Genomic DNA, 23,792 nt, shown 5'->3' with positions numbered 1-23,792 from the left:
CCGTCCACGTGCATCGCGCTGGCGACGACCTCGGCTGATCGACGCCCTCCTCGGCGCCACCGGAGACTTCTCACGCATGCGCAGCGAGACACGACGAAGGGCGGATGCCGCAGCATCCGCCCTTCGTCGTGTCGGTCCGGAGACCGTCGGAAGATCAGTTCGACATGAAGCCGACGAGCAGTCCGCCGGTCACCTTCACAGCGAGGTTGTAGATACCGGCGACCACGGCACCGAGCACCGTGAAGACGATGAGGTTCAGGATCGCGACGACTGCCGCGAACGCCATCACCTGCGGGAGTCCGACGACCTCGGACAGCACGAACGTGTTGTCGGTGATCCCGAGCAGGAACCCCTCGGCCGTCGTCATGATCCCCGTCGCCTGGAGCACCAGGAAGATGAGGAAGAACGACACCATGGTGACCACGGCGAGGGCGACCGCTCCGAGGAACGACAGCTTCACGGCCGACCAGAAGTCCACGTAGACCAATCGGAGGCGGACCTGCTTGCCACCGGTCTTGCGGGTCGACTTCTTCGCCAGCTTGTCGGCCACTGTGCTCATGCGTCTGTTTCCTCGGGGGTCTCTGTCGTCTCGGGGGCCTCAGTTTCGGCATCCGTCTCGGCCTCGTCTTCAGTGAGGCCACGCTCACCGTTACGGGCGATGGCGAGGATGCGATCGGCCTCCGTCGTACGGGCGAACACCACTCCCATGGTGTCTCGACCCTTGGCGGGGACCTCGGCCACGGCAGAGCGTACCACCTTGCCGCTGGACAGAACCACCAAGACCTCGTCGTCCTCGGCGACGATCAGACCGCCCGCAAGAGTGCCCCGATCGTCGTTCAGCTTGGCGACCTTGATGCCTGTTCCGCCGCGTCCCTGGACCCGGTATTCCTCGACCGCGGTGCGCTTCGCATAGCCGCCGTCGGTGACGATGAACACGAACTTCCCGGGAGCGGCGACGGATGCCGAGAGCAGGCAGTCCTCGTCGATCTTGAACTTCATTCCGCGAACACCGGCCGTCGCGCGGCCCATCGGACGCAGCGCCTCATCGGTCGCCTCGAAGCGCACCGACATGCCCCGTCGGCTGATCAGGAGGATGTCGTCCTCGGCGTTCACGAGGAGCGCACTGACCAGCTCGTCCTCGTCGTTCAGACGAATGGCGATGACGCCGCCCTGACGGTTGGTGTCGTACGTGTCGAGTCGGGTCTTCTTGACCAGGCCCTCGCGCGTGGCCAGCACCAGGTAGTCCGCGACCTGGTAGTCGCGGATGTCGAGCACCTGGGCGATGCTCTCGTCGGGCTGCAGCGCGAGCAGGTTCGCGACGTGCGTTCCCTTCGCGTCCCGTCCGGCCTCCGGCACCTCGTAGGTCTTCGCACGGTAGACGCGACCCTTGTCGGTGAAGAACAGCAGCCAGTGGTGCGTCGTCGTGACGAAGAAGTGCTCGACGATGTCATCCGCCCGCAGCTGCGCGCCCTTGATTCCCTTGCCGCCGCGGTGCTGGGAGCGGTAGTTGTCGCTGCGCGTGCGCTTGATGTAGCCCTCGCGCGTGACGGTGACGACCATCTCCTCTTCGGCGATCAGGTCTTCCATCGACACGTCGCCGTCGAAGCCGTGCAGGATGTGCGTGCGGCGCTCGTCGCCGAAGCGGTCGACGATACCCGTCAGCTCTTCACGGATGATGGTGCGCTGGCGGCCCTCGTCCGCGAGGATCGACTTGTAGTCGGTGATCTGCGCTTCGAGCTCGTTCGCCTGGTCGATGATCTTCTGACGCTCGAGCGCCGCCAGACGACGCAGCTGCATCTGCAGGATCGCGTCGGCCTGGATCTCATCGATGTCGAGGAGCTTCTGGAGTCCCTCGTTCGCATCCGCCGTCGTCTGCGACCGACGGATGAGCGCGATGACCTCGTCCAGCGCATCGAGCGCCTTCAGGTATCCGCGCAGGATGTGCATGCGCTTCTCGGCTTCACGCAGCCGGAACTCCGTGCGCCGGACGATCACGTTGATCTGGTGGGCGATCCAGTTGGTGATGAAGCCGTCGATCGCGAGGGTTCGCGGCACACCATCGACGATCGCGAGCATGTTCGCGCCGAAGTTCTCCTGCAGCTGGGTGTGCTTGTACAGGTTGTTCAGTACGACCTTCGCGACCGCGTCGCGCTTGAGCACGACGACGAGGCGCTGACCCGTGCGGTCGGAGGACTCGTCGCGGATGTCGGCGATGCCGGTGATCTTGCCGTCACGGGCGAGGTCGCCGATCTTCACCGCCACGTTGTCGGGGTTCACCTGGTACGGCAGCTCCGTGACGACGAGGCAGGTGCGGCCCTGGATCTCCTCGACGTTCACGACCGCCCGCATCGTGATCGAGCCTCGCCCGGTGCGGTAGGCCTCGTGGATGCCCTTGGTTCCGAGCACCTGCGCACCGGTCGGGAAGTCCGGTCCCGGAATGCGCTGGATCAACCCGTCCAGCAGCTCTTCGCGGCTGATGTCCGGGTTGTCGAGAGCCCAGAGCGCGGCATCCGATACCTCGCGCAAGTTGTGCGGCGGGATGTTCGTCGCCATACCCACCGCGATGCCGACCGAACCGTTGACGAGCAGGTTGGGGAACCGGGCCGGGAGGACCGTCGGCTCCTGGGTCTGACCGTCGTAGTTGTCGGTGAAGTCGACGGTGTCTTCTTCGATGTCGCGCACCATCTCGAGCGCGAGCGGAGCCATCTTCGTCTCGGTGTATCGCGGCGCAGCGGCACCCATGTTCCCGGGGGAACCGAAGTTCCCCTGACCGAGAGCGAGCGGGTAACGCAGCGACCACGGCTGCACCAGACGCACCAGGGCGTCGTAGATCGCCGAGTCACCGTGGGGGTGGTACTGACCCATGACCTCGCCGACCACACGGGCGCACTTCGAGAACGACTTGTCGGGACGGAAGCCGCCGTCGTACATGCCGTAGATCACACGGCGGTGCACCGGCTTGAGTCCGTCGCGGACGTCGGGGAGGGCGCGCCCCACGATGACGGCCATCGCGTAGTCCAGGTAGCTGCGCTGCATCTCCGACTGCAGATCGACCTGATCGATCTTGCCGTGGTCGTGTTCCGGTTCGGTGCGTTCTTCGTCAGTCATGTGTCTGTTTCGATTCTGTCTTGGCTACCGGGCTACGGAATCTCGTCTTCGTTCGCAGAGCGGGGACCCTCCCGCTTCGCGGGACCCTCCCGATGCTCACGCCGACGAGATCCCTCCGCCTTCTGCAGTCCGCAGCTCAGTGTGTGTATTTGTCGGTCAGATGTCGAGGAAGCGGACGTCCTTGGCGTTGCGCTGGATGAAGCTGCGTCGGGATTCGACGTCCTCACCCATCAGCACGCTGAAGATCTCGTCGGCAGCTGCGGCGTCCTCGATGGTGATCTGCTGCAGGGTGCGCGTGGTGTGATCCATCGTCGTCTCCCACAGCTCCTTGGGGTTCATCTCGCCGAGACCCTTGTAGCGCTGGATGCCGGCATCCTTCGGGATGCGCTTGCCGTTCTCGATGCCGTGCTTGAGCAGGGCATCGCGCTCGGCGTCGCTGAACACGTACTCGTGGGCGGAGTTCGACCACTTCAGTCGGTACAGCGGCGGCATCGCGAGGTAGACGAAACCGGCCTCGATGAGACCGCGCATGTAGCGGAAGAGCAACGTGAGCAGCAGCGTGGTGATGTGCTGACCGTCGACGTCGGCATCCGCCATCAGCACGATCTTGTGATACCGCGCCTTCTCGATGTCGAACTCCTCGCCGATGCCCGTGCCGAAGGCCTGGATCATCGCCTGGACTTCCTTGTTGCCCAGGGCCTTGTCGAGACGCGCGCGCTCGACGTTGAGGATCTTGCCGCGGAGCGCGAGGATCGCCTGCGTGTGCGGGTCGCGACCCTGCACGGCGGAACCGCCTGCCGAGTCACCCTCGACGAGGAAGATCTCGCTGATCGACGGGTCCTTGCTCGTGCAGTCCTTGAGCTTGTCGGGCATCGCGGCCGACTCGAACACGCTCTTCCGGCGGGCGGTCTCACGTGCCTTGCGCGCGGCCAGACGGGCGGTCGCGGCATCGAGAGCCTTGCGGATGATGTTCTTGGCCTGGACCGGGTTGCGGTCGAACCAGTCTCCGAGCTGATCGCCCACGACCTTCTGGACGAAGGCCTTCGCCTCCGTGTTGCCGAGCTTGGTCTTGGTCTGACCCTCGAACTGCGGTTCGCCGAGCTTGATCGAGATGACCGCCGTGAGCCCCTCGCGCACATCGTCTCCGGAGAGGTTGTCGTCCTTCTCCTTGAGGATGTTGTTCGCACGGGCGTACTTGTTCACCAGGGTGGTGAGCGCCGCACGGAATCCTTCCTCGTGCGTTCCTCCCTCGTGCGTGTTGATGGTGTTGGCGTAGGTGAAGACGTTCTCGGTGTACGACGTCGTCCACTGCATCGCGACCTCGAGCGAGATCTTGCGATGGGTGTCCTCCGACTCGAAGGCGATGATCTCGTCGTTGACGACCTCTGCGTGACGCACCTTGTTGAGGTACTCGACGTAGTCGACGAGGCCGCGCTCGTAGAAGAAGACGTCGCCGGGCTGCTTCGTGATCGTCGCGCCGTCTTCCTCCACCTCATAGGCCGAGGACTCGCGCTCGTCGCGCAGCTCGATGCGCAGTCCCTTGTTGAGGAACGCCATCTGCTGGAAGCGCGTGCGCAGTGTGTCGTAGTCGAAGTCGATCGTCTCCGTGAAGATGGACGCGTCCGGCCAGAACGTGATGCTGGTTCCGGTCTCGTCGGTCGCCTCGCCCTTCTCGAGCTTCTGCTGCGGGATGCCGCCCTCCGCGAAGGAGTGACGCCAGACGAAGCCCTTCTGCTTGACCTCGACATCGAAACGGGTCGACAGTGCGTTCACGACCGAGGAGCCGACGCCGTGCAGACCACCGGAGACGGCATACGCGCCGCCGCCGAACTTTCCGCCGGCGTGCAGGATGGTCAGGACCACCTCGACCGTCGACTTGTTCGGGTCGGAGGAGTGCGGGTCGACCGGGATTCCGCGGCCGTTGTCGACGACGCGGACGCCGCCGTCGGCGAGCATCGTCACGAGGATCGTGTCGGCATAGCCGGCCAGAGCCTCGTCGACCGAGTTGTCGACGATCTCGTACACGAGGTGGTGGAGGCCGCGCGGGCCCGTGGACCCGATGTACATTCCGGGTCGCTTGCGGACGGCTTCGAGGCCTTCGAGGATCTGGATCGAGTCGGCGCCGTACTCGCCGGGCTGCTTGATCTTGGGGGAGATCGAGTTGCTCGTGGTCTCGGACCCGTCGATGGGGTCGGAGGTTCCCCCGGTTGTCGATTCCGTCTCGTCAGCAGGGGATTCAGGCGTCATCAGAGGGCATTCTCCACATCGATATCACGAACTCCCATTCTAGCGGGATTTCATGGGGAAATGCCGCTCAACGGCCGCGTGTGGCCCTCTGAGCGTTTCAGACCCCTTGGATGGTGCCCTACCCGTAGGTATCGCGTGGACCCCGTCCTGGAACGGCTCTGGGACCCCATTTCCACGAGGGAACGTCCGGTCCGATGAAGCGCAGGTTCTCGACACCGGCGTCCGGATACCGCCGACCGATCTCGGTGAGAATGGTCGCTCGCATGAACTGCAGGTTCTTCGCCCAGGCCGTCGAGTCGCACTTGACCGTGAGCAGTCCGCGCTCGAGGGAGACCGGTTCGGAGTGCTTCGCCGTGTCGGCACCGGCGAGATCCGCCCACTGGCGGACGAGGTCTTCCCGCGCGAGCGTGATCTGCCAGCCGGAGTCCCGACTGAGCTTGTCGAGCACTGCGCCGAGCGCGCCGGGATCGCGACCGGGCGTGAACGGGGCGTTGTCGTCGTCGGTGGCGATCCGGCGCTTGCGCTTCCAACTCTTCGAGCTCGGCTGCAGACCACGCAGCCGGAGATAGGTGGCGACCGTCTCCGGAACGTCGGGGACGGGGGCCGATGCGGCGTCAGTCATCTTCACCCGGTTCCTGATCCTGCCCGAGGGTCCGCTCATCGCTGATCGTTCCGGCACTGATCCGCACCACATGGGCATGCAGCACCTCGGGGATATCTTCCTCCACCGCCGCGGTCACCACCACCTGCTCGTACCCGGCTGTGAGCGCCGCCAATCGCTGTCGGCGGTCGGCGTCGAGTTCGGCGAAGACATCGTCGAGGATGAGGACGGGGTCGCCGGCGGGGGATTCGCTGCGCAGCAGCTCGGCCGACGCGAGTCGGAGCGCGAGCGCCACCGACCAGGATTCGCCGTGCGAGGCATACCCCTTCACCGGCAGATCACGCACACGGAGAATCAGATCGTCACGATGCGGACCCGTGAGCGTGAGTCCTCTGTCGAGCTCCTTCGACCGCTTCGCCGCGAGGGACGCGCGGAACAGGTCGGCGATGCGATTCGGATCGTCGACCCTCTCGACGGCAGTGACCGCAGCATCGTCGTCGGTGGTGCCATCGTCGTCCTCGGGGTCTCCGCCGCCGACCGACAGCGCCCACTCCAGCTGCGGCCGATGGTCAGCCCCCGCGATCGCCTCATATGCGGCGGCGACCGGCTGCTGCAGATCCGATGCCAGCCGCTGACGAGCGGCGATGATCTCCGACCCCAGCGAGACGAGCTTGTCGTCCCACACGTCGAGGGTGCTCAGCCCTTCACCCCGGATGCCGCGCGCCCGCGCCGATTTCAACAGGGCATTGCGCTGTTTGAGCACACGGTCGTAGTCGGCGAGGACCGCAGCCAGCCGCGGAGTGCGCTGGATGAGCAGCTGATCGATGAAGCGGCGTCGGGCCGAAGGATCACCGCGGACGATCTGCAGATCTTCGGGGGCGAACAGCACGACGTGCGCGTAGCGGGGGAGCTCGTTCGGCTTCGACGGGGAGCCGTTGATCCGGGCCTTGTTCGAACCCTGCCTGTTCACCTGGACCTCGGCGAGCACCCGACGTTCGCCGTGCGAGAGGCGAGCCCGGATGACCGCGAATTCCTGGCCGTCGCGAACCATCGGCGCATCCGAGGAGACCCGGTGCGAACCGAGAGTGGCGAGGAAGACGACCGCCTCCGCGAGATTCGTCTTGCCCTGTCCGTTGCGCCCGACCAAGACGTTCGGGCCCGGGTGGAGGGCGAGTTCAGCGGTCGCGTAATTGCGGAAATCGACCAGACTCAGGTGCTCCACAATCACGGAGTCAGCCTATCTTCGGGGTCTGACACTTGTTCTTCTCTGGTTTTCGCGTGTGGCTCGTGGGTGACGACGCACCCTTCGCTCGCAGAGCGGGTTCCCTCCCACTTCGTGGGTACCTCCCGATGCTCGCTCCGGGAGCATCCGCACCCGCGGCGGTTCGTAGATCAGCTGACGGCTGATCCGGGAACGTTTCGGGTAGGGGGAGGAAGGGATCAGCGGAGGAGGAGGTTCGGCTGCAGGAGGTACTTGAACGAGTCCAGACCCGCCTGGTCGACCGAGGTCTGGCTCGTGATCAGCACCGGGCTGAGCTTGTTGGCGTTGTCGCTCGAGGTGAACGTCACGCGGACGAACTCGCTCTTGACCGCGCCGAGAGCTTCGATCAGATACTGCGGGTTCAGTCCGAGAGTGACCTCGTCGCCTCCGGAGAGGATCGCGTCGACCGACTCGGATGCGCGTGCGTGGTCTCCGCCCGAGGCGTCCATCGTCACGCTGTCGTTCGAGAACGTGAACCGCAGCGGCGCGGCGCGGTCGAGCACCAGAGACACTCGGCGGACGGCCTCGACGAGGTCGGCGGTGTTCACGACCGCGTAGTGGTCGGTCTGCTCGGGGAAAAGTCGGCGGACCGGCGGGAAGTTGCCCTTGATCAGGAGCGAGGTCACGGTCTTGTTCCCGGCGGTGAAGGCGATGATCTCGCGATCGCCCGCTCCGGAGAAAGCCACTTGGATGGTGCCGGCGTGCCCGAAGGTCTTGCCGACCTCGAGCAGGGTGCGGGCGGGCACCAGCGCGGTGGCCTCGACGGCTTCGCCGTCCCACGGCACGTCACGGAGCGAGACGCGGTAGCGGTCGGTGGCGACCAGGCTCAGGCTGTGGCCGGAGACCTCGAGCTGGACACCCGTCAGCACGGGCGTCACGTCGTCGCGTGATGCAGCGAACCCGACCTGTGCGATCGCGGTGCCGAAGTCGTCGGCGGGAACCACGCCCGATGACCCCGTGACCTCGGGGATCGAGGGATATTCCTCGACCGGCATGGCGGCGAGTGTGAATCGGGCAGAGCCGCAGGTGACCGCGATGCCGCCGTCTTCCTCGACGGCGATCTCGATCGGGGCATTCGGAAGCCGGCTGGCGATGTCGGAGAGAAGGCGTCCGTGGACCAGGATCGTGCCCGGGGTGTCGACGGTCGCCTCGATGGTCGTGCGCGCGGAGGCCTCGTAGTCGAAGGCCGAGAGCGTGAGCCCGGATCCGTCCGCCTCGATCAGGACTCCGGCGAGGATCGGCTGCGGGTTCCGTTGCGGAAGGAGCTTGACGACGAAGGACACAGCCTCGCTGAAGACATCGCGGTTGACCTGAAACCTCACGGGTGCTCCCTTGTCGTCGAACTATGACGCGTTGTCGTCGGCCCTGCCGGTGCAGGGCTTCCCATGCTAGCCCCACACTCCGGGGTATCCCTACGCCGGAGTTCCTGTCGTTCGGTTGACGGTTCTCCCCACCGTCTGGTGATGGGATCGCGCCTTGAAAGACTTAACTCCTTAACAGTGTTAACAGCTGTGGATTCTGTGGATAAGTCGGTGGATAGCAAGAGCGAGTAAGGAACTACACGCTTGTCAGTTGTGGAAACCCTGAGGAATCCGCGGGATACCGGCATCCGACGCGATCCTGCGCCTCCCCTAGTTATCCACAGGTTTGGTCGATCGGCTCACATTCGTCCCGATCCGATCGGCGGTCATCCACAAGTTATCCACATGTGCATAGAGGCATTTACCGGAGAGCGCAGAGGCGTGTCAAGCACGAGAAAAGGGGCACGGCACCCGTTCGGATGCCGTGTCCCTCGAGGACGGAGACGGTTCGATCTCAGCGTCGACCGAGCTGCGTGGTGATCTCGGTCACCTGGTTGTAGATCGAGCGACGTTCCTTCATGAGCTCGCTGATCTTCTTGTACGCGTACATGACTGTGGTGTGATCGCGGTTGCCGAACAGCTGCCCGATCTTGGGCAGGGAGAGACTTGTCCGCTCTCGGCACAGGTACATGGCGATCTGTCGTGCGGTCGCGATCTGCTGCGAGCGGCTCGATCCGTACAGGTCGTCGACGGTGAGCTTGAAGTACTGTGCGGTCGCCGTGATGATGTCGGTCGGCGAGATGATGTTGTCCTCGGCCGTGTCGATGATGTCGCGGAGCACCGTCTGCGCCAGGGAGATGTCGAGCGCCGAGCGATTCAGGCTTGCGAACGCCGATACCCGGATGAGAGCGCCCTCCAGCTCACGGATGTTGGACGAGACGACGGTCGCGATGTACTCGAGGACCTCGTCCGGGATGTGAAGGGCCTCGCTCTGCGCCTTCTTCCGAAGGATCGCGATGCGGGTCTCGAGGTCGGGTGCCTGCACGTCGGTGATCAGGCCCCACTCGAACCGGCTTCGCATCCGATCCTCGAAACCGGTGAGGTGCTTCGGGGCGACATCGCTGGTGATCACGACCTGCTTGTTGTGGTCGTGCAGGGTGTTGAAGGTGTGGAAGAACGCTTCCTGCGTCTCCGCGCGGCCCTGCAGGAACTGGATGTCGTCGATCAGGAGGATGTCGACGTCGCGGTATCGGGCTTGGAAGGCGGCGCCGCGGTTGTTGGCGATCGAGTTGATGAAGTCGTTCGTGAACTCCTCGCTCGAGACGTACCGGACCTTCACTCCGGCGTAGAGCGACTGGGCGTAGTCGCCGATCGCGTGGAGGAGGTGCGTCTTGCCGAGTCCGGAGTCCCCGTAGATGAAGAGCGGGTTGTAGGCCTTGGCCGGTGCTTCGGCGACGGCAACCGCGGCAGCGTGTGCGAAGCGATTCGACTGACCGATGACGAAGTTGTCGAAGGTGTACTTCGGATTGAGTCGGGATTCGTGGCGAAGCTGGGTCGGCTGCTCCATCGGAGACTCGACGCGGACCTGCTCATGCCGTCCGAAGTCCCCGACTGCGATGGGCGCGGTCTGCTGCTCGGCGAGTTCGTGGTTGACCACCACGCGGTAGGAGGTGACCTCGTCGCCGATGTGGGAGAGGGCTTCCATGATGGGGAGGCGCAGACGCTTGTTGATCTGTGCGGCCGTCAGGTCGTTGGGGACCTCGAGGTACAGCGTCGCCGACATGACACCGGCGGGGACGGCCAGGCTGAGGAAGCCCTGCAGCTGTGGAGTGACACGATCATCATCGACCAGAAGCTCCTGCACCGTGGTCCAGATGGGGACGTCGGGCTGGGCAGGTGATGACATGACGCTCCGGACGAGTGATCGAGGCGGGGTCGACGTGCCTTGCCCCTGTGGATAACTTAGGATGCCACGGTAGTCACCCCGGCTGTGAACGGCAACCTGCCCTTGAAAACACGCGCGCGTGTTGCGCGGGCCGGGCGCGCCACGGTTGTGGATAATGGCTGTGCGGTTCGTGCCGGCAGAGCACCCCTGGAGCGCGCAGATTTGCTCTGTGCGCCAGTAAGACGTACCCTAAGTCGGTTGACTTATGCCTTTTTCGGCAGTTCCCCATGTCTCCGGTCGAAGTGAATCCGGTGGCAGCATTCCCGGAGTGATTCCATGAGCAAGCGCACCTTCCAGCCCAACAACCGTCGTCGCGCCAAGAAGCACGGCTTCCGTGCCCGCATGCGTACGCGTGCCGGCCGCGGCATCCTCGCTGCCCGCCGCGCGAAGGGCCGCACCGAGCTCTCTGCGTAGTCCGCTGTGCTCGCCCGCCCGTATCGGCTGACCCGCGGGAGCGACTATCGTCTGGTCGTTCGACGCGGTTCCCGTTGTGGCGGGGCGCGCGTCATCACCTCCATGATGTCGACGGGCGAGAGCAGATCCGCACGGTTCGGATTCATCATCAGCAAGCAGGTAGGCACCGCAGTGGTGCGCAACACCGTCCGTCGGCGACTCAAAGCCGTCTGTGCGGAGGCGCTCCCGCGCGTTCCCGAGGGCACGGATGTCGTCATCCGTGCCCTTCCTGCGTCTGCCACCGCGTCTTTCGCGGAACTCCGGGACGACGTCGATCGCTGCCTGCGCAGACTCACGGTGCCTGCCACGGTGTCGGCATGACCGCCCTGCCGGCTTCGTCGGTCGGGAATGCGCACCTCCACACACGGGACCTCGTTCGCAGCATCCCCGTGATCCCCCGCAATCTCGTGCTGGGTTTCCTCACGGCGTATCGCAAGGTCATCTCCCCGATGTATGGAGATGTCTGTGCGTACTACCCCAGCTGTTCCGCCTACGCTGTAGGTGCGGTGCAGCAGCACGGCGCAGTGAAGGGAGCGGTGCTCTCGGCATGGCGCATCCTCCGCTGCAATCCCTGGACCAGCGGTGGCGTCGATGACGTCCGACCGCATGACCACTTCCGTTACGACCTGACTGCACACGGTTTCGTCGTCCCTTCCCGAAAGGACTGATCGGTGGGTCTTGACCTTCTGCTAGCCAGCTCCACTCCCAGCGACGCCCCCGCTGCGGGTGGCTTCGATCTGATCGGCACCATCCTGTGGCCGCTCAAGTGGGTCGTGGAGCTCATCCTCGTCGCCTGGCACTGGCTGCTCACCGCCGTCGGTCTGCCCGCCGCATCCGGCATCACCTGGGTGCTGTCGATCGTCGGACTCGTCATCGTCGTCCGCGCTGCTCTGATCCCTCTCTTCGTGAAGCAGATCAAGAGCCAGCGAAAAATGATGGAAATCGCTCCTGAACTGCGAAAAGTTCAGGAGAAGTACCGCGGTAAGAAAGATCAGCTCTCTCGCGAGGCCATGAGCCGCGAGACCATGGCGCTGTACAAGAAGCACGGTACGACGCCGATGTCGAGCTGTCTGCCGCTGCTCGTGCAGATGCCGATCTTCTTCTCGCTGTACAGCGTGCTGAGCGACGTCAGCAAGCATGCGAAGGATCAGGTCGGCGGTGTCGGGCTGCTGAGCCCCGAGCTGACCAAGGAGTTCTACGACGCCAAGCTCTTCGGAGTCGCCTCCCTGCACGAGACCCTGGGCAACGCGGTCGACGCCAAGAACACCACGGCGATCATCATCCTGGTCACGCTCGTCGTGCTCATGATCGCGTCGCAGTTCTTCACGCAGCTTCAGATCATCTCGAAGAACCTGTCGCCCGAGGCCAAGACCGGCCAGGCGTACCAGATGCAGAAGATCATGCTCTACGTGCTCCCGTTGGGCTTCATCTTCTCGGGTGTCTTCTTCCCGCTCGGCGTCGTCGTGTACTGGTTCATCTCGAACCTCTGGACGATGGGACAGCAGTTCCTCGTCATCCGGGAGATGCCGACCCCGGGCTCGGAGGCCGCCAAGGCTCGTGAGGAGCGACTCGCTCGCAAGGGCAAGGCGATCGACTCGTCCGGCAAGGTCGTCCCGATGGCCGTCTACGAGGCCGAGCAGCAGCGTCTGCTCGACGAAGCGGAGAAGGCGAAGGCCGAGGCGCCGAAGCGTCAGCAGCCGGTGGGCAAGAAGCGCGCCAAGAAGAAGGGGAGCGGTTCATGAGCGAGACCATGACCGAGAACACCGAGCCGACAGTGGCTCAGCTCGAGAACGAAGGCGACGTCGCCGCGGACTACCTCGAGGAACTCCTCGACATCGCGGACATCGATGGTGACTTGAACCTCGACGTCCGTCAGGGGCGGGCCTACGTCTCCATCGAAGCCGAGGGAGACGGACTCTCGCTTCTCTCCGCGCCTGACACCGTGCAGGCGTTGCAGGAGCTGACCCGCCTCGCGGTACAGAGCAAGACAGGCTCCTTCTCGCGATTGATCCTCGACATCGCCGGTTCGCGCGACACACGCCGCCGGCAGCTCGAGACGCTGGTCGAAGCGGCTGCGGCGAAGCTCGATGAAGGCTCTTCCCAGGCTTCCCTCCCGTCGATGTCCAGCTACGAGCGGAAGCTCGTGCATGACATCGCCGCGGAGCGTGGATTGGTGTCCGAGTCCTATGGCGAGGGTGCCGACCGCCACACGGTCCTCCGTCGTCGTTGATGTTTCACGTGAAACATCGTCTTCTCGGACGTCTGTATGAGTGATCTGGAGATCGAACCCGCGATCGCGGCCGAGCTCTTCGGTGAGCGAATTGATGTGGCGCGCGCATTCACGTCCGCGCTGGCACGCGAGGGCGAGGAGCGTGGTCTGATCGGCCCGCTCGAACTCCCGCGGCTCTGGACACGCCACATCCTGAACAGCGTGATCGCCGCACCCCTCTTCCAGGGATCGGTCGCGGACATCGGTTCGGGGGCCGGCCTTCCAGGTCTGGTGCTTGCCATCGCCCGCCCCGACGTGGAGTGGACCCTCGTCGAGCCGATGGAGCGTCGGATCACCTGGCTGAACGAGCAGGTGGAGACCCTGGGGCTCACCAACGTCACCGTGCTTCGTTCTCGTGCTGAGGACGTGCGCCCTGCCGAAGGATTCGATGTGGTGACGGCGCGCGCGGTCAGCGCCCTGCGCACCCTGATCCCGATCACCGCGCCACTGGTTCGCGATGGGGGAGAGTTGACTCTCCTCAAGGGGATGAATGTCTCGAACGAGATCGAAGCAGCGCAGAAGCAGATCAAGAGGTTCCGTCTTTCGGACGTGCGGGTCGAAGTACTGGGCGAAGGGATCCTCTCCGAAACGACTCGGGTGCTGCGGGCTCGCGTTCGGTAGTTCGTTTGCGACGGATAAGCGGGATGTTTCACGTGAAACATCCCGCTTCCTGCGTTTCGGCGGCGGTGCGTGACAGCGTGATCATCTCGTGGGGAAGGGTGCCTCCTTCCAGCGCTGGCTTACCCCCGGCGATGGAAGAGTGAGGGATGCCACGGTGAGTGGCACTGCGGGGGCGGCACTCACGACACGAATGTTTCACGTGAAACAGCAGCGGGACGCGCACGCTGGCGCATCCCGCTTGGCTGCCGCGCAATGAGAGCGATGCCGGTGCCGGTGCCGGTGGCGGTGCAGGGTACAGGCGTATCTGCTTCCCATGAAGGCGACGCGTCGTCGGGGATAGGGCCAGTGAGCCCGCTTGCGCGGATCACCCTGCGGAGGGAGCCGAGTGGATGGCGTCGGCGATGTGTCGATGTCGATGTGTCGGTGTCGATGTGTCGATGGTCTGTCGAAGGCGGGAAGAAGAGGCAAGGCCCGCCGGCCGTTCGTCGCAGGCCCAGACAGGGCAGCATGCTTCACGCAGGTGACTTACGAGATTGTTTCACGTGAAACGGACATGTCTCGAGAAGGCCGAACCAGGCGGTGCGGGCGCTCAGAACCGTCAGGAGTGAGACAGATCAGGAGTGAGACAGGGTCGCAGCGCGGCGGACCTGGTCGATGCCGAGGTTTCACGTGAAACAGTGAGGGAGGGTCGCGTCGTTTCACGTGAAACATACGGAGGCAGGACCCTCTCTCCCTGACGGAATGCTCGAGTTTCCCTAGATTGACCACTGGATCGACCACTCTCCATGGCCACCACGGATGGCCGCCGTAATCCAACGTCGCTGCTTGCGATTAGAGTGGAACGCGGCCCCGAAAGGAGTGGATGTTTCACGTGAAACAATCCGAAAAGGCATCAACGAACGCATCGTTCGGGATGGATACACCGCTCGCGCGGGAACTTGCCGACCTCTCCGCCCGCAGACGCGCTCTCGAAGCCGCGAAGGTGGAGTTCACCGGGGACACGCGCATCCTGACGGTGTCGAACCAGAAGGGCGGCGTGGGGAAGACCACGACCGCGGTGAACGTCGCATCGGCCCTCGCCGGCCTGGGTGCGAAGGTACTGGTGATCGATCTTGACCCGCAGGGCAACGCTTCGACCGCGTTGGGAGTACCCCACAGTGCGGACATCCCCAGTGTCTACGACGTACTGATCGAGGAGTTCCCGCTCGCAGACATCGTGCAGCCGAGTCCAGAGGACCCCAATCTCTTCTGCGCACCGAGCACCATCCACCTCGCGGGTGCGGAGATCGAGCTGGTCGCACAGGTGGCGCGCGAGCATCGACTGCGTCGGGCGCTCGAGGTCTACCTGGTCGACAACCCGATGGACTTCGTCATCATCGACTGCCCGCCATCACTCGGGCTCCTCACGATCAACGCCTTCACGGCCGCATCGGAGGTTTTCATCCCCATCCAGTGCGAGTACTACGCACTCGAAGGCCTGAGCCAGCTGCTCGGCAGCATCCAGATGATCCAGAAGCACCTGAATCCCGTGCTGCACCTCTCCACGATCCTGCTCACCATGTTCGACGGGCGCACGCGTCTCGCGCAGCAGGTGGCGGAAGAGGTGCGCTCGCACTTCCCGGAGCAGGTGCTGGATACGGTGATTCCCCGATCGGTCCGCGTGTCCGAAGCCCCGAGCTTCGGACAGACCGTGATCGCCTACGACGGACAATCCGCCGGCGCGATCGCGTATCGCGAGGCCGCCGTCGAGATCGCGTCGCGTACCGCGGCGCAGAGCAAGGAGAAATGATGGCGAAGCGCACTGGGCTGGGCCGCGGAATCGGTGCCCTCATCCCGACAGCCGATCAGACGGAGCGTCCTGTCGACGTCTTCTTCCCCGGGGCGAGCCTGCGTCCTGCGACGACCGAGGCGACGGTCGGGCCGGATGCTGCCACGCCGGAGCTCGAAGAGGTGCCGGGTATTCACCTGATCCAGGTCGACCCGAACACGATCGTGGCCAACCCTCGCCAGCCGCGAACGCACTTCAACCCCGAGGATCTCGCGGAGCTGGTGCACAGCGTCCGGGAGTTCGGGGTGCTGCAGCCGGTCGTCGTCCGCAAGAACGCGGAGGGCGAGTACGAGTTGATCATGGGGGAGCGGCGTACCCGGGCCGCACGCGAGGCCGGCCTCGACGTGATCCCCGCGATCGTTCGCGACACCGCCGATGAGGACCTTCTCCGCGACGCCCTGCTCGAGAACCTCCACCGCTCCGAACTGAACCCCTTGGAAGAGGCCTCGGCGTACCAGCAGCTTCTCGAGGATTTCGGCATCACCCAGGAGGAGCTGGCCACACGGATCGGACGGTCCCGTCCGCAGATCAGCAACACGATCCGTCTGTTGAAGCTGCCGGTTCCGGTGCAGCAGCGGGTGGCGGCCGGAGTGCTGACCGCCGGACACGCACGCGCCATCCTCAGTCTCGAGACGCCGGAATCGATGCAGCGTCTCGCCGACAAGGTCGTGAACGAAGACCTCTCGGTGCGCGCCACGGAAGAGGCTGCCAAGTCGCAGCCCAGCGCCGGCAAGACCGCGAAGCCGACCCCGGGCGCCCGCCGCGCCTACCTCGATGAGGTCGCAGGAAAGCTCGGTGACCGGTTGAACACGCGGGTGAAGATCGCGCTCGGTGCGAGAAAAGGCCAGGTCACTATCGATTTCGCCTCGATCCAGGATCTCAATCGCATTCTCGAGGAGCTCGGCGAAGGCGGCTACGGCTCCACGAAGTGACACCCCCGCCGATCACGTGGGGGCCTAGAATCACGACATCTCGACGTTGAGGGGGAGTCATGTCCAGACCCGCGAATCCAGCCACCATCAAGCGCCGCGTCATCGCGGTGAGCATCGCCGCAGCACTGGGCGGCTTCCTCTTCGGCTTCGACACCGCCGTGATCAACGGCGCCGTCGATGCCCTGGCCGGTGATGTGTCCGGATTCGACCTCGGCACGGGCCTCAAGGGCTTCGCCGTCTCGTCCGCACTGATCGGCTGCGCGGTGGGAGCGTGGTTCGCCGGCCCGGTCTCCAACAAATACGGGCGCATACCCGTCATGGTCGTCGCCGCGACGATGTTCTTCGTCTCCGCCATCGGCTCCGGTCTCGCATTCAGCGTGGTCGACCTCATCATCTGGCGCGTGATCGGAGGCCTCGGCGTCGGCGCCGCATCGGTCATCGCCCCTGCGTACATCGCGGAGGTGTCTCCGGCAGCCGTCCGCGGGCGATTGGGTTCGCTGCAGCAGCTCGCCATCGTCACCGGTATCTTCGCGGCACTCCTGTCGGACGCACTGCTCGCAGGTCTCGCGGGAGCCGCTGATCAGCCGCTCTGGGGACTCACGGCCTGGCGCTGGATGTTCATGGTCGCCGCGATCCCGGCCCTGGTCTACGGCATCATGTCTCTCCGACTGCCGGAGTCTCCTCGCTATCTGGTGCGCAAGGGTGAACTGAAGCGGGCTGCGGAGGTTCTGGAGACCGTCACCGGCACGATCGACGTCGAAGGCAAGATCAAGGAGATCACGGGAACCATCGACACGGAGCGCACCGAGTCGCTGCGCGATCTGCGCGGCAACCGCTTCGGACTCAAGCCGATCGTCTGGATCGGCATCCTGCTGTCGGTGTTCCAGCAATTCGTCGGCATCAACGTGATCTTCTACTACTCGACCACCCTGTGGCAGTCCGTCGGCTTCGATGAGTCCAGCGCGCTGCTCACCTCGGTGATCACCTCGGTCACGAACATCGTGGTGACGATCGTCGCGATCCTGCTCGTCGACAAGATCGGCCGCCGCATCATGCTGCTCGTCGGCTCGGTCGGGATGACGGTGACGCTGGGGCTCATGGCCCTCGCCTTCTCCTTCGGCACGCTCGACGCCCAGGGAACAGCGACGCTTCCCGACCCCTGGGCGACCATCGCGCTGATCTGCGCGAACGGTTTCGTGGTCTTCTTCGGTGCGAGCTGGGGGCCGCTGGTGTGGGTGCTGCTGGGGGAGATCTTCCCGAACTCGATCCGCGCGGGTGCCCTGGCGGTCGCCGCCGCGGCACAGTGGGTCGCGAACTTCTTCATCTCGACCACCTTCCCGGCATTCGCCGAGATCGGCCTCACCTTCGCCTACGGCTTCTACGCGTTCTTCGCGTTGCTGTCGTTCTTCTTCGTCTTCTTCAAGGTGCCGGAGACCAAGGGCAAAGAGCTCGAGGACATGACCGAGAACATGAAGGTCGTGCGACGAGGGGGCCCTCAGCCGACGTAGGCTTAAGGCATGACCGAGTCCGTCCAGCGTCGCGCCAGCCTGGAAGTGCTGCGCGCCGAGGCCGCAGACGAACTCGCGGTGCTCATCCAGGAGCGCCTTCTCGGAGGAGAAGACCCCTGGGAGTTCATGGAGGAGCTGCCGAGCGTCGACGAGCTCGTGGTGTACCTCCTGCGCGCCGACAACATCAATGCGAACGACGGCGTGCGCCCCAATGCAGCCAGGCACTATCGGGTGCTGCGGCAGATCGCCCTCGAGTACCCGGAGCTCACCTCCGCCGTCTGGGGGCTCCTGGATGAGAAACAGCGCCACCGTCGCTGGGATCCGAGCGTCGCCGACGCGTCCTGACGCGCGAACGACGACGGCGACCCGGCTGAAGACGCAGAAAGGGCCGCACCTCCCCGGGAGGTGCGGCCCTTCTCGCGTCAGAGGATCAGCCGATGAATGCGGCCAGATCCTTCTCGAGCGCGAACTTCGGCTTGGCGCCGATGATGGTCGTCTTGACCTCGCCGCCGTGGAAGACCTTCATCGCCGGGATCGACGTGATCTGGTACTTCATGGCGAGCTCGGGGTTCTCGTCGACGTTCAGCTTGAGGATGGTGATCTTGTCGGGGTTGTCAGCCTGGATCTCGTCCAGCACCGGCGCGACCATACGACACGGACCACACCACTCGGCCCAGAAGTCCACCAGCACGGGACCGTCGGCCTGCAGAACGTCCTGTTCCCAGGTCGCCTGGCTCGTAGCCTTTGCACTCATCAGAGTTCTCCTTGATTCGAGGTTCGTCTGCTACAACAGCCGACGAGGTGAAAGTGTTCCCGGGCTATGCCGTGGCGGTGAGGATCTCGGCGGCTTCTGCGGCCGGGACCTCGACGGAGGCGTCTTCCAGATCGGCGAGGAAGTGCTCCGCGTCGAGAGCGGCGACCGTGCCGGTGCCGGCAGCCGTGATGGCCTGACGATAGGTGGGGTCGATCACGTCGCCCGCAGCGAAGACTCCGGGAACCGAGGTCTTCGACGAACGGCCGTCGACCCAGATGGTGCCCTCCGGCGTCAGCTCGAGCTTGTCGTGCACGAGGTGGGTGCGCGGGTCGTTGCCGATCGCGATGAACAGCCCATCCAGGGGAAGGTCGCTCAGGGTGCCGTCGACCGTGTTGCGCAGCTGCACGCCGGACACGGAATCGCCACCGAGAACCTCGGCGACCTCGCTGTTCCAGATGAACTCGATCTTCTCGTTCGCGAACGCCCGCTCCTGCATGATCTTCGAGGCCCGCAGGGTGTCCTTGCGGTGGATGACGTAGACCTTGTCAGCGAACCGGGTGAGGAAGGTCGCCTCCTCCATCGCCGAGTCGCCGCCGCCGACGACTGCGATCGTCTTCTCGCGGAAGAAGAAGCCGTCGCACGTGGCGCACCACGAGACTCCGTAGCCGGAGAGACGCTCTTCGCCCGCGATGTCGAGCTTGCGGTATGCCGAGCCGGTCGCGTAGATGAGCGACTGAGCCTCGTGCACCGCACCGGAGCCGAGCGTGACCTTCTTGACGGGTCCCGCCAGATCGAGCTCGGTGACGTCGTCGTAGAGCACCTCGGTGCCGAACTTCTCCGCCTGCTCCTGGAACTTCGCCATCAGCTCGGGGCCCTGGATGCCCTCGGGGAAGCCCGGGTAGTTCTCGACCTCGGTGGTGTTCATGAGCTCGCCGCCGACCTCGACGGAGCTCGCGATGAGCAGCGGCTTGAGGTTCGCGCGGGCCGCGTAGATGGCAGCCGTGAATCCGGCGGGGCCGGAGCCGATGATGATGACCTGACGCATGTGCTCTCCGTCTTAGAAACTGCGGTCGAATGACCTTCGACTGCTTCAACCCATGGTAACCGCGGGGCATTCCCTGAGCAGTGTGCGCCACCGGCCTGGGAGACGGCTCCGTGCGTGATCAGCGGCCGGGAAGGAAACGGCGGACGAGGGCACCGGCGGATGTGAGCTCCGGGGCGCGCATCAGGGCGAGGATGGCCACATAGACGACCACGACGGCGAGCCCGATGATCGCGGTCGCGATGGCACCGAGGATCTTGCTGCTGGTCGTCCACCCCTCGGCGCCTCCGAGAAGCAGGAAGACGCCCCAGCCCGCGAACCCGGCCGGGATCGCTGCGATCGCGAAGCGCAGGAGAGCGGTCAGCCAGGTGCTGATCCGGAGCCCTCCGATCTTCCGATGCAGCAGCCAGCCGGCGACCACGGTCTGGATCGTGCTCGCGAGCGACTGCCCGAGCGCGATCGCCGCGGCGAGGGCGGTCACCGGGATGACGTCGGAGACGTAGAGCCACTGGGCGACGAGTGCCGTGACGACGATGAGCGCGCTCTGGAACAGGGTGAACCAGAAGGGCGTGCGCGTGTCGCCGTACGCGTAGAAGGTGCGCTGGACGATGAAGAGCACGGTGAGGGGGAGCAGGCTCACCAGATAGCAGAGCAGGACGAGGGCGGCGGCCTCGGCGTCGGAGGCGTTCTCGGTGAACACCCGGGAGGCCGGGATGACCGCGGCGATGATCGCTGCCATGGCCGCGGCGATGAAGAAGAACAGCGTGCGGATGCTGCGGGTGATGTCGGCCCGGACCTCGTCGTCGCGCCCGGCTGCCGCGTGCTCGCTGATCTGCGTGAAGTACGGGGTTCCGATGGACAGCACGATGATCGAGTACGGGAGCATGAAGATGAGCCACGCGTACTGCATCGTCGCGACCGATGCTCCGTCACCGGCGGCCGCGAAGGCGATGCGTCCCTGGATCGTGCCCGCGGTGAGGCTCGCGATGGCCATCAGGAGGGTCCAGCCCGCGAGGCGCCCCGTCGCGCCCAGACCGACGCCGCGCCACCGGAAGTCGGGCCGGAGCGAGAGCCCGGTGCGCCGCCAGAACAGCAGCAGGACGCCGGCCTGGACGACGATGCCGAGCGTCGCCGTCCCCCCGAGCGCGGCGACCATCTCCGGCGTCCAATCGGGGACATCCGTCAGAGGCCCTCCGAAGAACGCGGCGATGAGGAGGAAGCCGACGATCGAGATCAGGTTGTTCACGACCGGCGCCCAGGTGAAGGGTCCGAAGATGCGGCGCGCGTTCAACGCCTCTCCCAGAAGGGCGTAGAGCCCGTAGAAGAGGATCTGCGGCATGCACCAGTAGGCGAACGCCGTCGCCAGTGCCAGCTGGGCAGGATCGCCGTCGGCCGAGACCCACACCAGCCAGGGTGAGGCGACGGTCGCGAGTCCCGCGATCACGACGAGGACGACGGTGCCGAGGGTGAACAGCTTGGAGATGAAGGCGTTGCCGCCGTCGGCGTCTGCCGAGGCCTTGACGATCTGCGGGACGATCACGGCGGTGAGGATTCCGACCGAGATCAGCGAGAAGACGCTGTTGGGAAGCTGGTTGGCGATCGCGAACGCGTCGGCCGCCTCGGAGTTCACCGAGCCGATGACTCCGACGAGGACGATGCTGCGCAGCAGCCCGGTGACGCGCGAGACCATGGTGCCGGCGCCGATGACGGCGCTCGCGCGACCGAGGCTACTCATGCGGCTCTTCGGTCGTGGCGGCATCCGGTCGGGCTCCCACGGCATCCTCTTCCAGTGATTCGATCTGCGCCACGACGGCCGCCTCCTCGGCTCCCTCACGGCGCTTGCGGCGGACCGTGCGGATCACACCGAGCGCGATCAGCACGACCGTGAGACCACCGAAGATGATCAGGCCGATGGTCTCCCATTCCGCGCGAACCGCGACCCGGACGGACTGCTCGGCCTGGATCTGCACTCCGGTGGGACTGTAGAGGCTGAGCCGGAGATCGACCTCACCGCTGCCCACCCGCGCGGAGACGGGAACCTTGACGCGGGTCGTGGAGTTCGCCTGCACGACCGTCTCGATCATCGGCTTGACCTCGAGCCGCGGGTCGCTGGGCGAGGCGAAGAGCTGCACGGTCACCGGCCAGGGCAGGTCGTTGCGCACCGCGATCGGGAGATCCGCGTTCGCGGTGAGCAGCTGGATCGTGCTCGACGGAGGGATGCTCACCGCGCCCAGCGTCGCCGTGGTCTGTGCCTGGTGAGCGGCGACCTTCTCGGTGAACGTGGTCGCCGAGGTGCCGACCGACAGGGTGCGAAGGATCCTGATGCGCTCGGGGCTGAGCAGCACCTGCGGGTCGGCCAGGACGGAGGAGAAGGCGGTGAGCGACGTCTCGTCGGCGAGGAGATTCGCCACGGCGGCCGCGCGGGCGGCATCCGCCTCCGAGGTGACGGATGCGGTCACCGGCGGGGTCGCGCGGAGTGCCGCGAACTCGAACCCGATCGAGTCGGCCGCCGAGATCGCGTCGCGGAGGGCGTCGGAGGTGCGATCCTCGTCGCGGTCCAGCCCGATCAGCAGCGGAGCGCCGGGGGCACGCCCCTGCGCCAGCTGGAGGAGAGCGACAGACTCGGCCAGCAGCCGCTGGCGAGCCACTTCATCCGGTTCGGCGGCCGCGTCGGACAGGGACTCCGAGGCCGCGGCATCCGTGACCAGCAGGTCCTGCCCGCCGGCCGTCGCGTGCGCCGCGCTCAGTCCCCCGACGGTCGACGACGAGAGGATGGTGGTCGTGCCCTCGCCGAGGTAGCCCGCGAACGCGGCCAGATCGTCCTGGGTGAGACCGTCGTCGGGCCACAGGATCCGGGGAATCGCGCCCTCCACCGCGGAGAGCTCTTCGTCGCTCGGCAACGCGGGGGAGCCGGTCGGACCGGGAGTCGGACTCGGCGTCGCGTCCGCGCCATCGCTCGGCGAGACGGTGGCCGGCGCCTGCGGGAAGTTCGCGGGGTCGAGGAACGGGGCCAGAGTCGTCGGCTGGAGCAGCTCCGGCAGACCCGCCTGCGCCTGGGCTGCGGCATCCGCATCGCCGAACTGCAGAGCGAACCGCGCGTTGGGCAGGTCGTCGAGTCGCGTCAGCCATTCCCGTGCGGATTGCGGGGCCGCCGAGCCGAGCACGCGGATCGCGGCAGGGATGGCCGGATCGATGGCGAGGACCGCCGTGGTGCCGGCGACACCGTCGAGCTGAGCGGTCAGAGCGCCCTCAGGAGCGGTGAGGGCCGAGAGCTCGTCCGCCGTGAGCAGCCCGCCTCCTGCCGGAGTCGCCGTGAGGGGGACGAGCACCCCGATCTGCGTGGTCTGCGAATCCGCCACGACCAGCACGCTCGTGGCGGTCGTGGCCACGGCGGCCACGCGGTCGTCGGAGGGATTCCCTGTCGTCGCGCCGGTCAGCTCTGCGCGGAGGGGGTAGACGCCCGGAGTGAGAGCGCCCAGCGTGGTCTCCGGCACGTAGATCGTGGTCGTGTCCGCCGCGCCGGCATCGACGGCCTGTGTCTCATCGACGCCGATCGTGTCGAAGTCGCCCGGGGCCTCGCCGTCGTCCAGCCAGTCGGAGACCGCGGCGTCGTCGGTCAACGGGGTCCGGCTGATCTCGACCTGGACCTGGCCGCCGGACAGCTCGGACTCGGTGTCGTTCTCCACCGTGAGGATCGCCGTGGTCGAGGAACCGGGCGCGACGACGCCACGAAGACCGGCAGAAACGTGCAGCGCCACACGCTGGTCGTCTTCCGACGCCGCCTGATCCGCGGCGACGGCCGTGCTCGGTGCGGCGAGGGCGCAGCCGCCCAGTGCGATCGCGAGAACAGCGGTCCTGCCTGCGAGCCGTCGCAGGCGCGCACGGAGGCCGTGCTCAGGGGTGATCGCGGTCATGAAGGTCT

The 23,792-nt window shown here is 65.6% G+C and carries 21 protein-coding genes; 10 read left to right on the top strand and 11 right to left on the bottom strand.

Annotated features, from left to right (window positions below):
* Positions 1 to 154: 154 nt before the first annotated feature.
* The 7 genes from CQ045_RS08045 to dnaA form a co-directional block, all read right to left on the bottom strand.
* Positions 155 to 559 carry a DUF3566 domain-containing protein gene (locus tag CQ045_RS08045; RefSeq protein ID WP_105722499.1) on the bottom strand — a complete coding sequence of 135 codons (405 nt, stop codon included), beginning with the start codon at positions 557 to 559 and terminating at the stop codon, positions 155 to 157.
* Entirely contained in the window at positions 556 to 3,108 is a 2,553-nt protein-coding gene (gene gyrA, locus CQ045_RS08040; protein ID WP_105722497.1) for a DNA gyrase subunit A, read from the bottom strand. Before gyrA ends, CQ045_RS08045 begins: the two co-directional genes overlap by 4 nt.
* A gap of 156 nt (positions 3,109 to 3,264) precedes the next feature.
* Positions 3,265 to 5,355: a DNA topoisomerase (ATP-hydrolyzing) subunit B gene (gene gyrB / locus CQ045_RS08035; protein ID WP_181156495.1), complete on the bottom strand. Its 2,091-nt coding sequence runs from the start codon at positions 5,353 to 5,355 to the stop codon at positions 3,265 to 3,267.
* A 118-nt stretch (positions 5,356 to 5,473) separates the two neighbouring features.
* Entirely contained in the window at positions 5,474 to 5,977 is a 504-nt protein-coding gene (locus tag CQ045_RS08030) for a DUF721 domain-containing protein (protein WP_105722495.1), read from the bottom strand.
* Positions 5,970 to 7,184 carry a DNA replication/repair protein RecF gene (recF, locus tag CQ045_RS08025; RefSeq protein WP_105722493.1) on the bottom strand — a complete coding sequence of 405 codons (1,215 nt, stop codon included), beginning with the start codon at positions 7,182 to 7,184 and terminating at the stop codon, positions 5,970 to 5,972. The genes CQ045_RS08030 and recF overlap by 8 nt, the downstream gene beginning before the upstream one ends.
* 212 nt (positions 7,185 to 7,396) lie before the next feature.
* Complete coding sequence (gene dnaN / locus CQ045_RS08020; RefSeq protein WP_105722491.1) at positions 7,397 to 8,539, bottom strand: DNA polymerase III subunit beta; 1,143 nt, start codon at positions 8,537 to 8,539, stop codon at positions 7,397 to 7,399.
* Positions 8,540 to 9,032: 493 nt separating this feature from the next.
* Positions 9,033 to 10,301, bottom strand: a complete 1,269-nt coding sequence (gene dnaA, locus CQ045_RS08015) for a chromosomal replication initiator protein DnaA (RefSeq protein ID WP_374955020.1) — start codon at positions 10,299 to 10,301, stop codon at positions 9,033 to 9,035.
* A gap of 438 nt (positions 10,302 to 10,739) precedes the next feature.
* Here dnaA and rpmH point away from each other — a divergent pair, with 438 nt between their 5' ends.
* The 10 genes from rpmH to CQ045_RS07965 all read left to right on the top strand — a co-directional run bounded on the left by rpmH (position 10,740) and on the right by CQ045_RS07965 (position 18,419).
* Positions 10,740 to 10,877: a 50S ribosomal protein L34 gene (rpmH, locus tag CQ045_RS08010; protein WP_013584598.1), complete on the top strand. Its 138-nt coding sequence runs from the start codon at positions 10,740 to 10,742 to the stop codon at positions 10,875 to 10,877.
* Between the two features lie 6 nt (positions 10,878 to 10,883).
* Positions 10,884 to 11,237, top strand: a complete 354-nt coding sequence (rnpA, locus tag CQ045_RS08005; RefSeq protein WP_105722486.1) for a ribonuclease P protein component — start codon at positions 10,884 to 10,886, stop codon at positions 11,235 to 11,237.
* Positions 11,234 to 11,584 carry a membrane protein insertion efficiency factor YidD gene (gene yidD, locus CQ045_RS08000; RefSeq protein ID WP_105722484.1) on the top strand — a complete coding sequence of 117 codons (351 nt, stop codon included), beginning with the start codon at positions 11,234 to 11,236 and terminating at the stop codon, positions 11,582 to 11,584. Before rnpA ends, yidD begins: the two co-directional genes overlap by 4 nt.
* Before the next feature lie 3 nt (positions 11,585 to 11,587).
* Positions 11,588 to 12,658, top strand: coding sequence for a membrane protein insertase YidC (gene yidC, locus CQ045_RS07995; protein ID WP_105722482.1), 1,071 nt, complete (start codon positions 11,588 to 11,590; stop codon positions 12,656 to 12,658).
* Positions 12,655 to 13,146: a R3H domain-containing nucleic acid-binding protein gene (locus CQ045_RS07990; protein ID WP_105722480.1), complete on the top strand. Its 492-nt coding sequence runs from the start codon at positions 12,655 to 12,657 to the stop codon at positions 13,144 to 13,146. The genes yidC and CQ045_RS07990 overlap by 4 nt, the downstream gene beginning before the upstream one ends.
* A 36-nt stretch (positions 13,147 to 13,182) precedes the next feature.
* Positions 13,183 to 13,806 (top strand): 16S rRNA (guanine(527)-N(7))-methyltransferase RsmG, encoded by a 624-nt coding sequence (gene rsmG, locus CQ045_RS07985; RefSeq protein ID WP_105722478.1) that lies wholly within the window; start codon positions 13,183 to 13,185, stop codon positions 13,804 to 13,806.
* A 913-nt stretch (positions 13,807 to 14,719) separates the two neighbouring features.
* Positions 14,720 to 15,595 carry a ParA family protein gene (locus CQ045_RS07980; RefSeq protein ID WP_258131000.1) on the top strand — a complete coding sequence of 292 codons (876 nt, stop codon included), beginning with the start codon at positions 14,720 to 14,722 and terminating at the stop codon, positions 15,593 to 15,595.
* A complete protein-coding gene (locus tag CQ045_RS07975; RefSeq protein WP_105722474.1) occupies positions 15,595 to 16,566 on the top strand; it encodes a ParB/RepB/Spo0J family partition protein in 972 nt (323 codons plus the stop codon). Before CQ045_RS07980 ends, CQ045_RS07975 begins: the two co-directional genes overlap by 1 nt.
* Positions 16,567 to 16,625: 59 nt before the next feature.
* Positions 16,626 to 18,074, top strand: coding sequence for a sugar porter family MFS transporter (locus CQ045_RS07970; RefSeq protein ID WP_105722472.1), 1,449 nt, complete (start codon positions 16,626 to 16,628; stop codon positions 18,072 to 18,074).
* 9 nt (positions 18,075 to 18,083) lie between these two features.
* Positions 18,084 to 18,419: a hypothetical protein gene (locus CQ045_RS07965; RefSeq protein WP_017829903.1), complete on the top strand. Its 336-nt coding sequence runs from the start codon at positions 18,084 to 18,086 to the stop codon at positions 18,417 to 18,419.
* Positions 18,420 to 18,504: 85 nt separating this feature from the next.
* Here CQ045_RS07965 and trxA read toward each other — a convergent pair whose 3' ends face one another.
* The 4 genes from trxA to CQ045_RS07945 form a co-directional block, all read right to left on the bottom strand.
* Positions 18,505 to 18,828: a thioredoxin gene (gene trxA / locus CQ045_RS07960; RefSeq protein WP_021201395.1), complete on the bottom strand. Its 324-nt coding sequence runs from the start codon at positions 18,826 to 18,828 to the stop codon at positions 18,505 to 18,507.
* Positions 18,829 to 18,892: 64 nt separating this feature from the next.
* A complete protein-coding gene (trxB, locus tag CQ045_RS07955; RefSeq protein WP_105722470.1) occupies positions 18,893 to 19,873 on the bottom strand; it encodes a thioredoxin-disulfide reductase in 981 nt (326 codons plus the stop codon).
* A 118-nt stretch (positions 19,874 to 19,991) separates the two neighbouring features.
* Complete coding sequence (gene murJ, locus CQ045_RS07950; protein WP_105723194.1) at positions 19,992 to 21,605, bottom strand: murein biosynthesis integral membrane protein MurJ; 1,614 nt, start codon at positions 21,603 to 21,605, stop codon at positions 19,992 to 19,994.
* Complete coding sequence (locus CQ045_RS07945; RefSeq protein ID WP_105722468.1) at positions 21,598 to 23,784, bottom strand: DUF6049 family protein; 2,187 nt, start codon at positions 23,782 to 23,784, stop codon at positions 21,598 to 21,600. Before CQ045_RS07945 ends, murJ begins: the two co-directional genes overlap by 8 nt.
* Between the last annotated feature and the right edge of the window lie 8 nt (positions 23,785 to 23,792).

The organism is Microbacterium sp. MYb66, from assembly GCF_002979435.1.
Lineage (GTDB): Bacteria > Actinomycetota > Actinomycetes > Actinomycetales > Microbacteriaceae > Microbacterium.
The sequence above is the reverse complement of the archived record's forward strand: the minus strand, read 5'-3'. Positions and strand labels throughout refer to the sequence as shown.

Excerpts from the sequence above, each read along its gene's own strand:
- CQ045_RS08045 (WP_105722499.1), bottom strand. The coding sequence starts at position 559 with ATGAGCACAGTGGCCGACAAGCTGGCGAAGAAGTCGACCCGCAAGACC.
- gyrA (WP_105722497.1), bottom strand. The coding sequence starts at position 3,108 with ATGACTGACGAAGAACGCACCGAACCGGAACACGACCACGGCAAGATC.
- gyrB (WP_181156495.1), bottom strand. The coding sequence starts at position 5,355 with ATGACGCCTGAATCCCCTGCTGACGAGACGGAATCGACAACCGGGGGA.
- CQ045_RS08030 (WP_105722495.1), bottom strand. The coding sequence starts at position 5,977 with ATGACTGACGCCGCATCGGCCCCCGTCCCCGACGTTCCGGAGACGGTC.
- dnaA (WP_374955020.1), bottom strand. The coding sequence starts at position 10,301 with ATGTCGGCGACGCTGTACCTCGAGGTCCCCAACGACCTGACGGCCGCA.
- rpmH (WP_013584598.1), top strand. The coding sequence starts at position 10,740 with ATGAGCAAGCGCACCTTCCAGCCCAACAACCGTCGTCGCGCCAAGAAG.
- yidD (WP_105722484.1), top strand. The coding sequence starts at position 11,234 with ATGACCGCCCTGCCGGCTTCGTCGGTCGGGAATGCGCACCTCCACACA.
- CQ045_RS07990 (WP_105722480.1), top strand. The coding sequence starts at position 12,655 with ATGAGCGAGACCATGACCGAGAACACCGAGCCGACAGTGGCTCAGCTC.
- rsmG (WP_105722478.1), top strand. The coding sequence starts at position 13,183 with ATGAGTGATCTGGAGATCGAACCCGCGATCGCGGCCGAGCTCTTCGGT.
- CQ045_RS07980 (WP_258131000.1), top strand. The coding sequence starts at position 14,720 with ATGGATACACCGCTCGCGCGGGAACTTGCCGACCTCTCCGCCCGCAGA.
- CQ045_RS07975 (WP_105722474.1), top strand. The coding sequence starts at position 15,595 with ATGGCGAAGCGCACTGGGCTGGGCCGCGGAATCGGTGCCCTCATCCCG.
- CQ045_RS07970 (WP_105722472.1), top strand. The coding sequence starts at position 16,626 with ATGTCCAGACCCGCGAATCCAGCCACCATCAAGCGCCGCGTCATCGCG.
- CQ045_RS07965 (WP_017829903.1), top strand. The coding sequence starts at position 18,084 with ATGACCGAGTCCGTCCAGCGTCGCGCCAGCCTGGAAGTGCTGCGCGCC.
- trxA (WP_021201395.1), bottom strand. The coding sequence starts at position 18,828 with ATGAGTGCAAAGGCTACGAGCCAGGCGACCTGGGAACAGGACGTTCTG.
- trxB (WP_105722470.1), bottom strand. The coding sequence starts at position 19,873 with ATGCGTCAGGTCATCATCATCGGCTCCGGCCCCGCCGGATTCACGGCT.
- murJ (WP_105723194.1), bottom strand. The coding sequence starts at position 21,605 with ATGAGTAGCCTCGGTCGCGCGAGCGCCGTCATCGGCGCCGGCACCATG.
- CQ045_RS07945 (WP_105722468.1), bottom strand. The coding sequence starts at position 23,784 with ATGACCGCGATCACCCCTGAGCACGGCCTCCGTGCGCGCCTGCGACGG.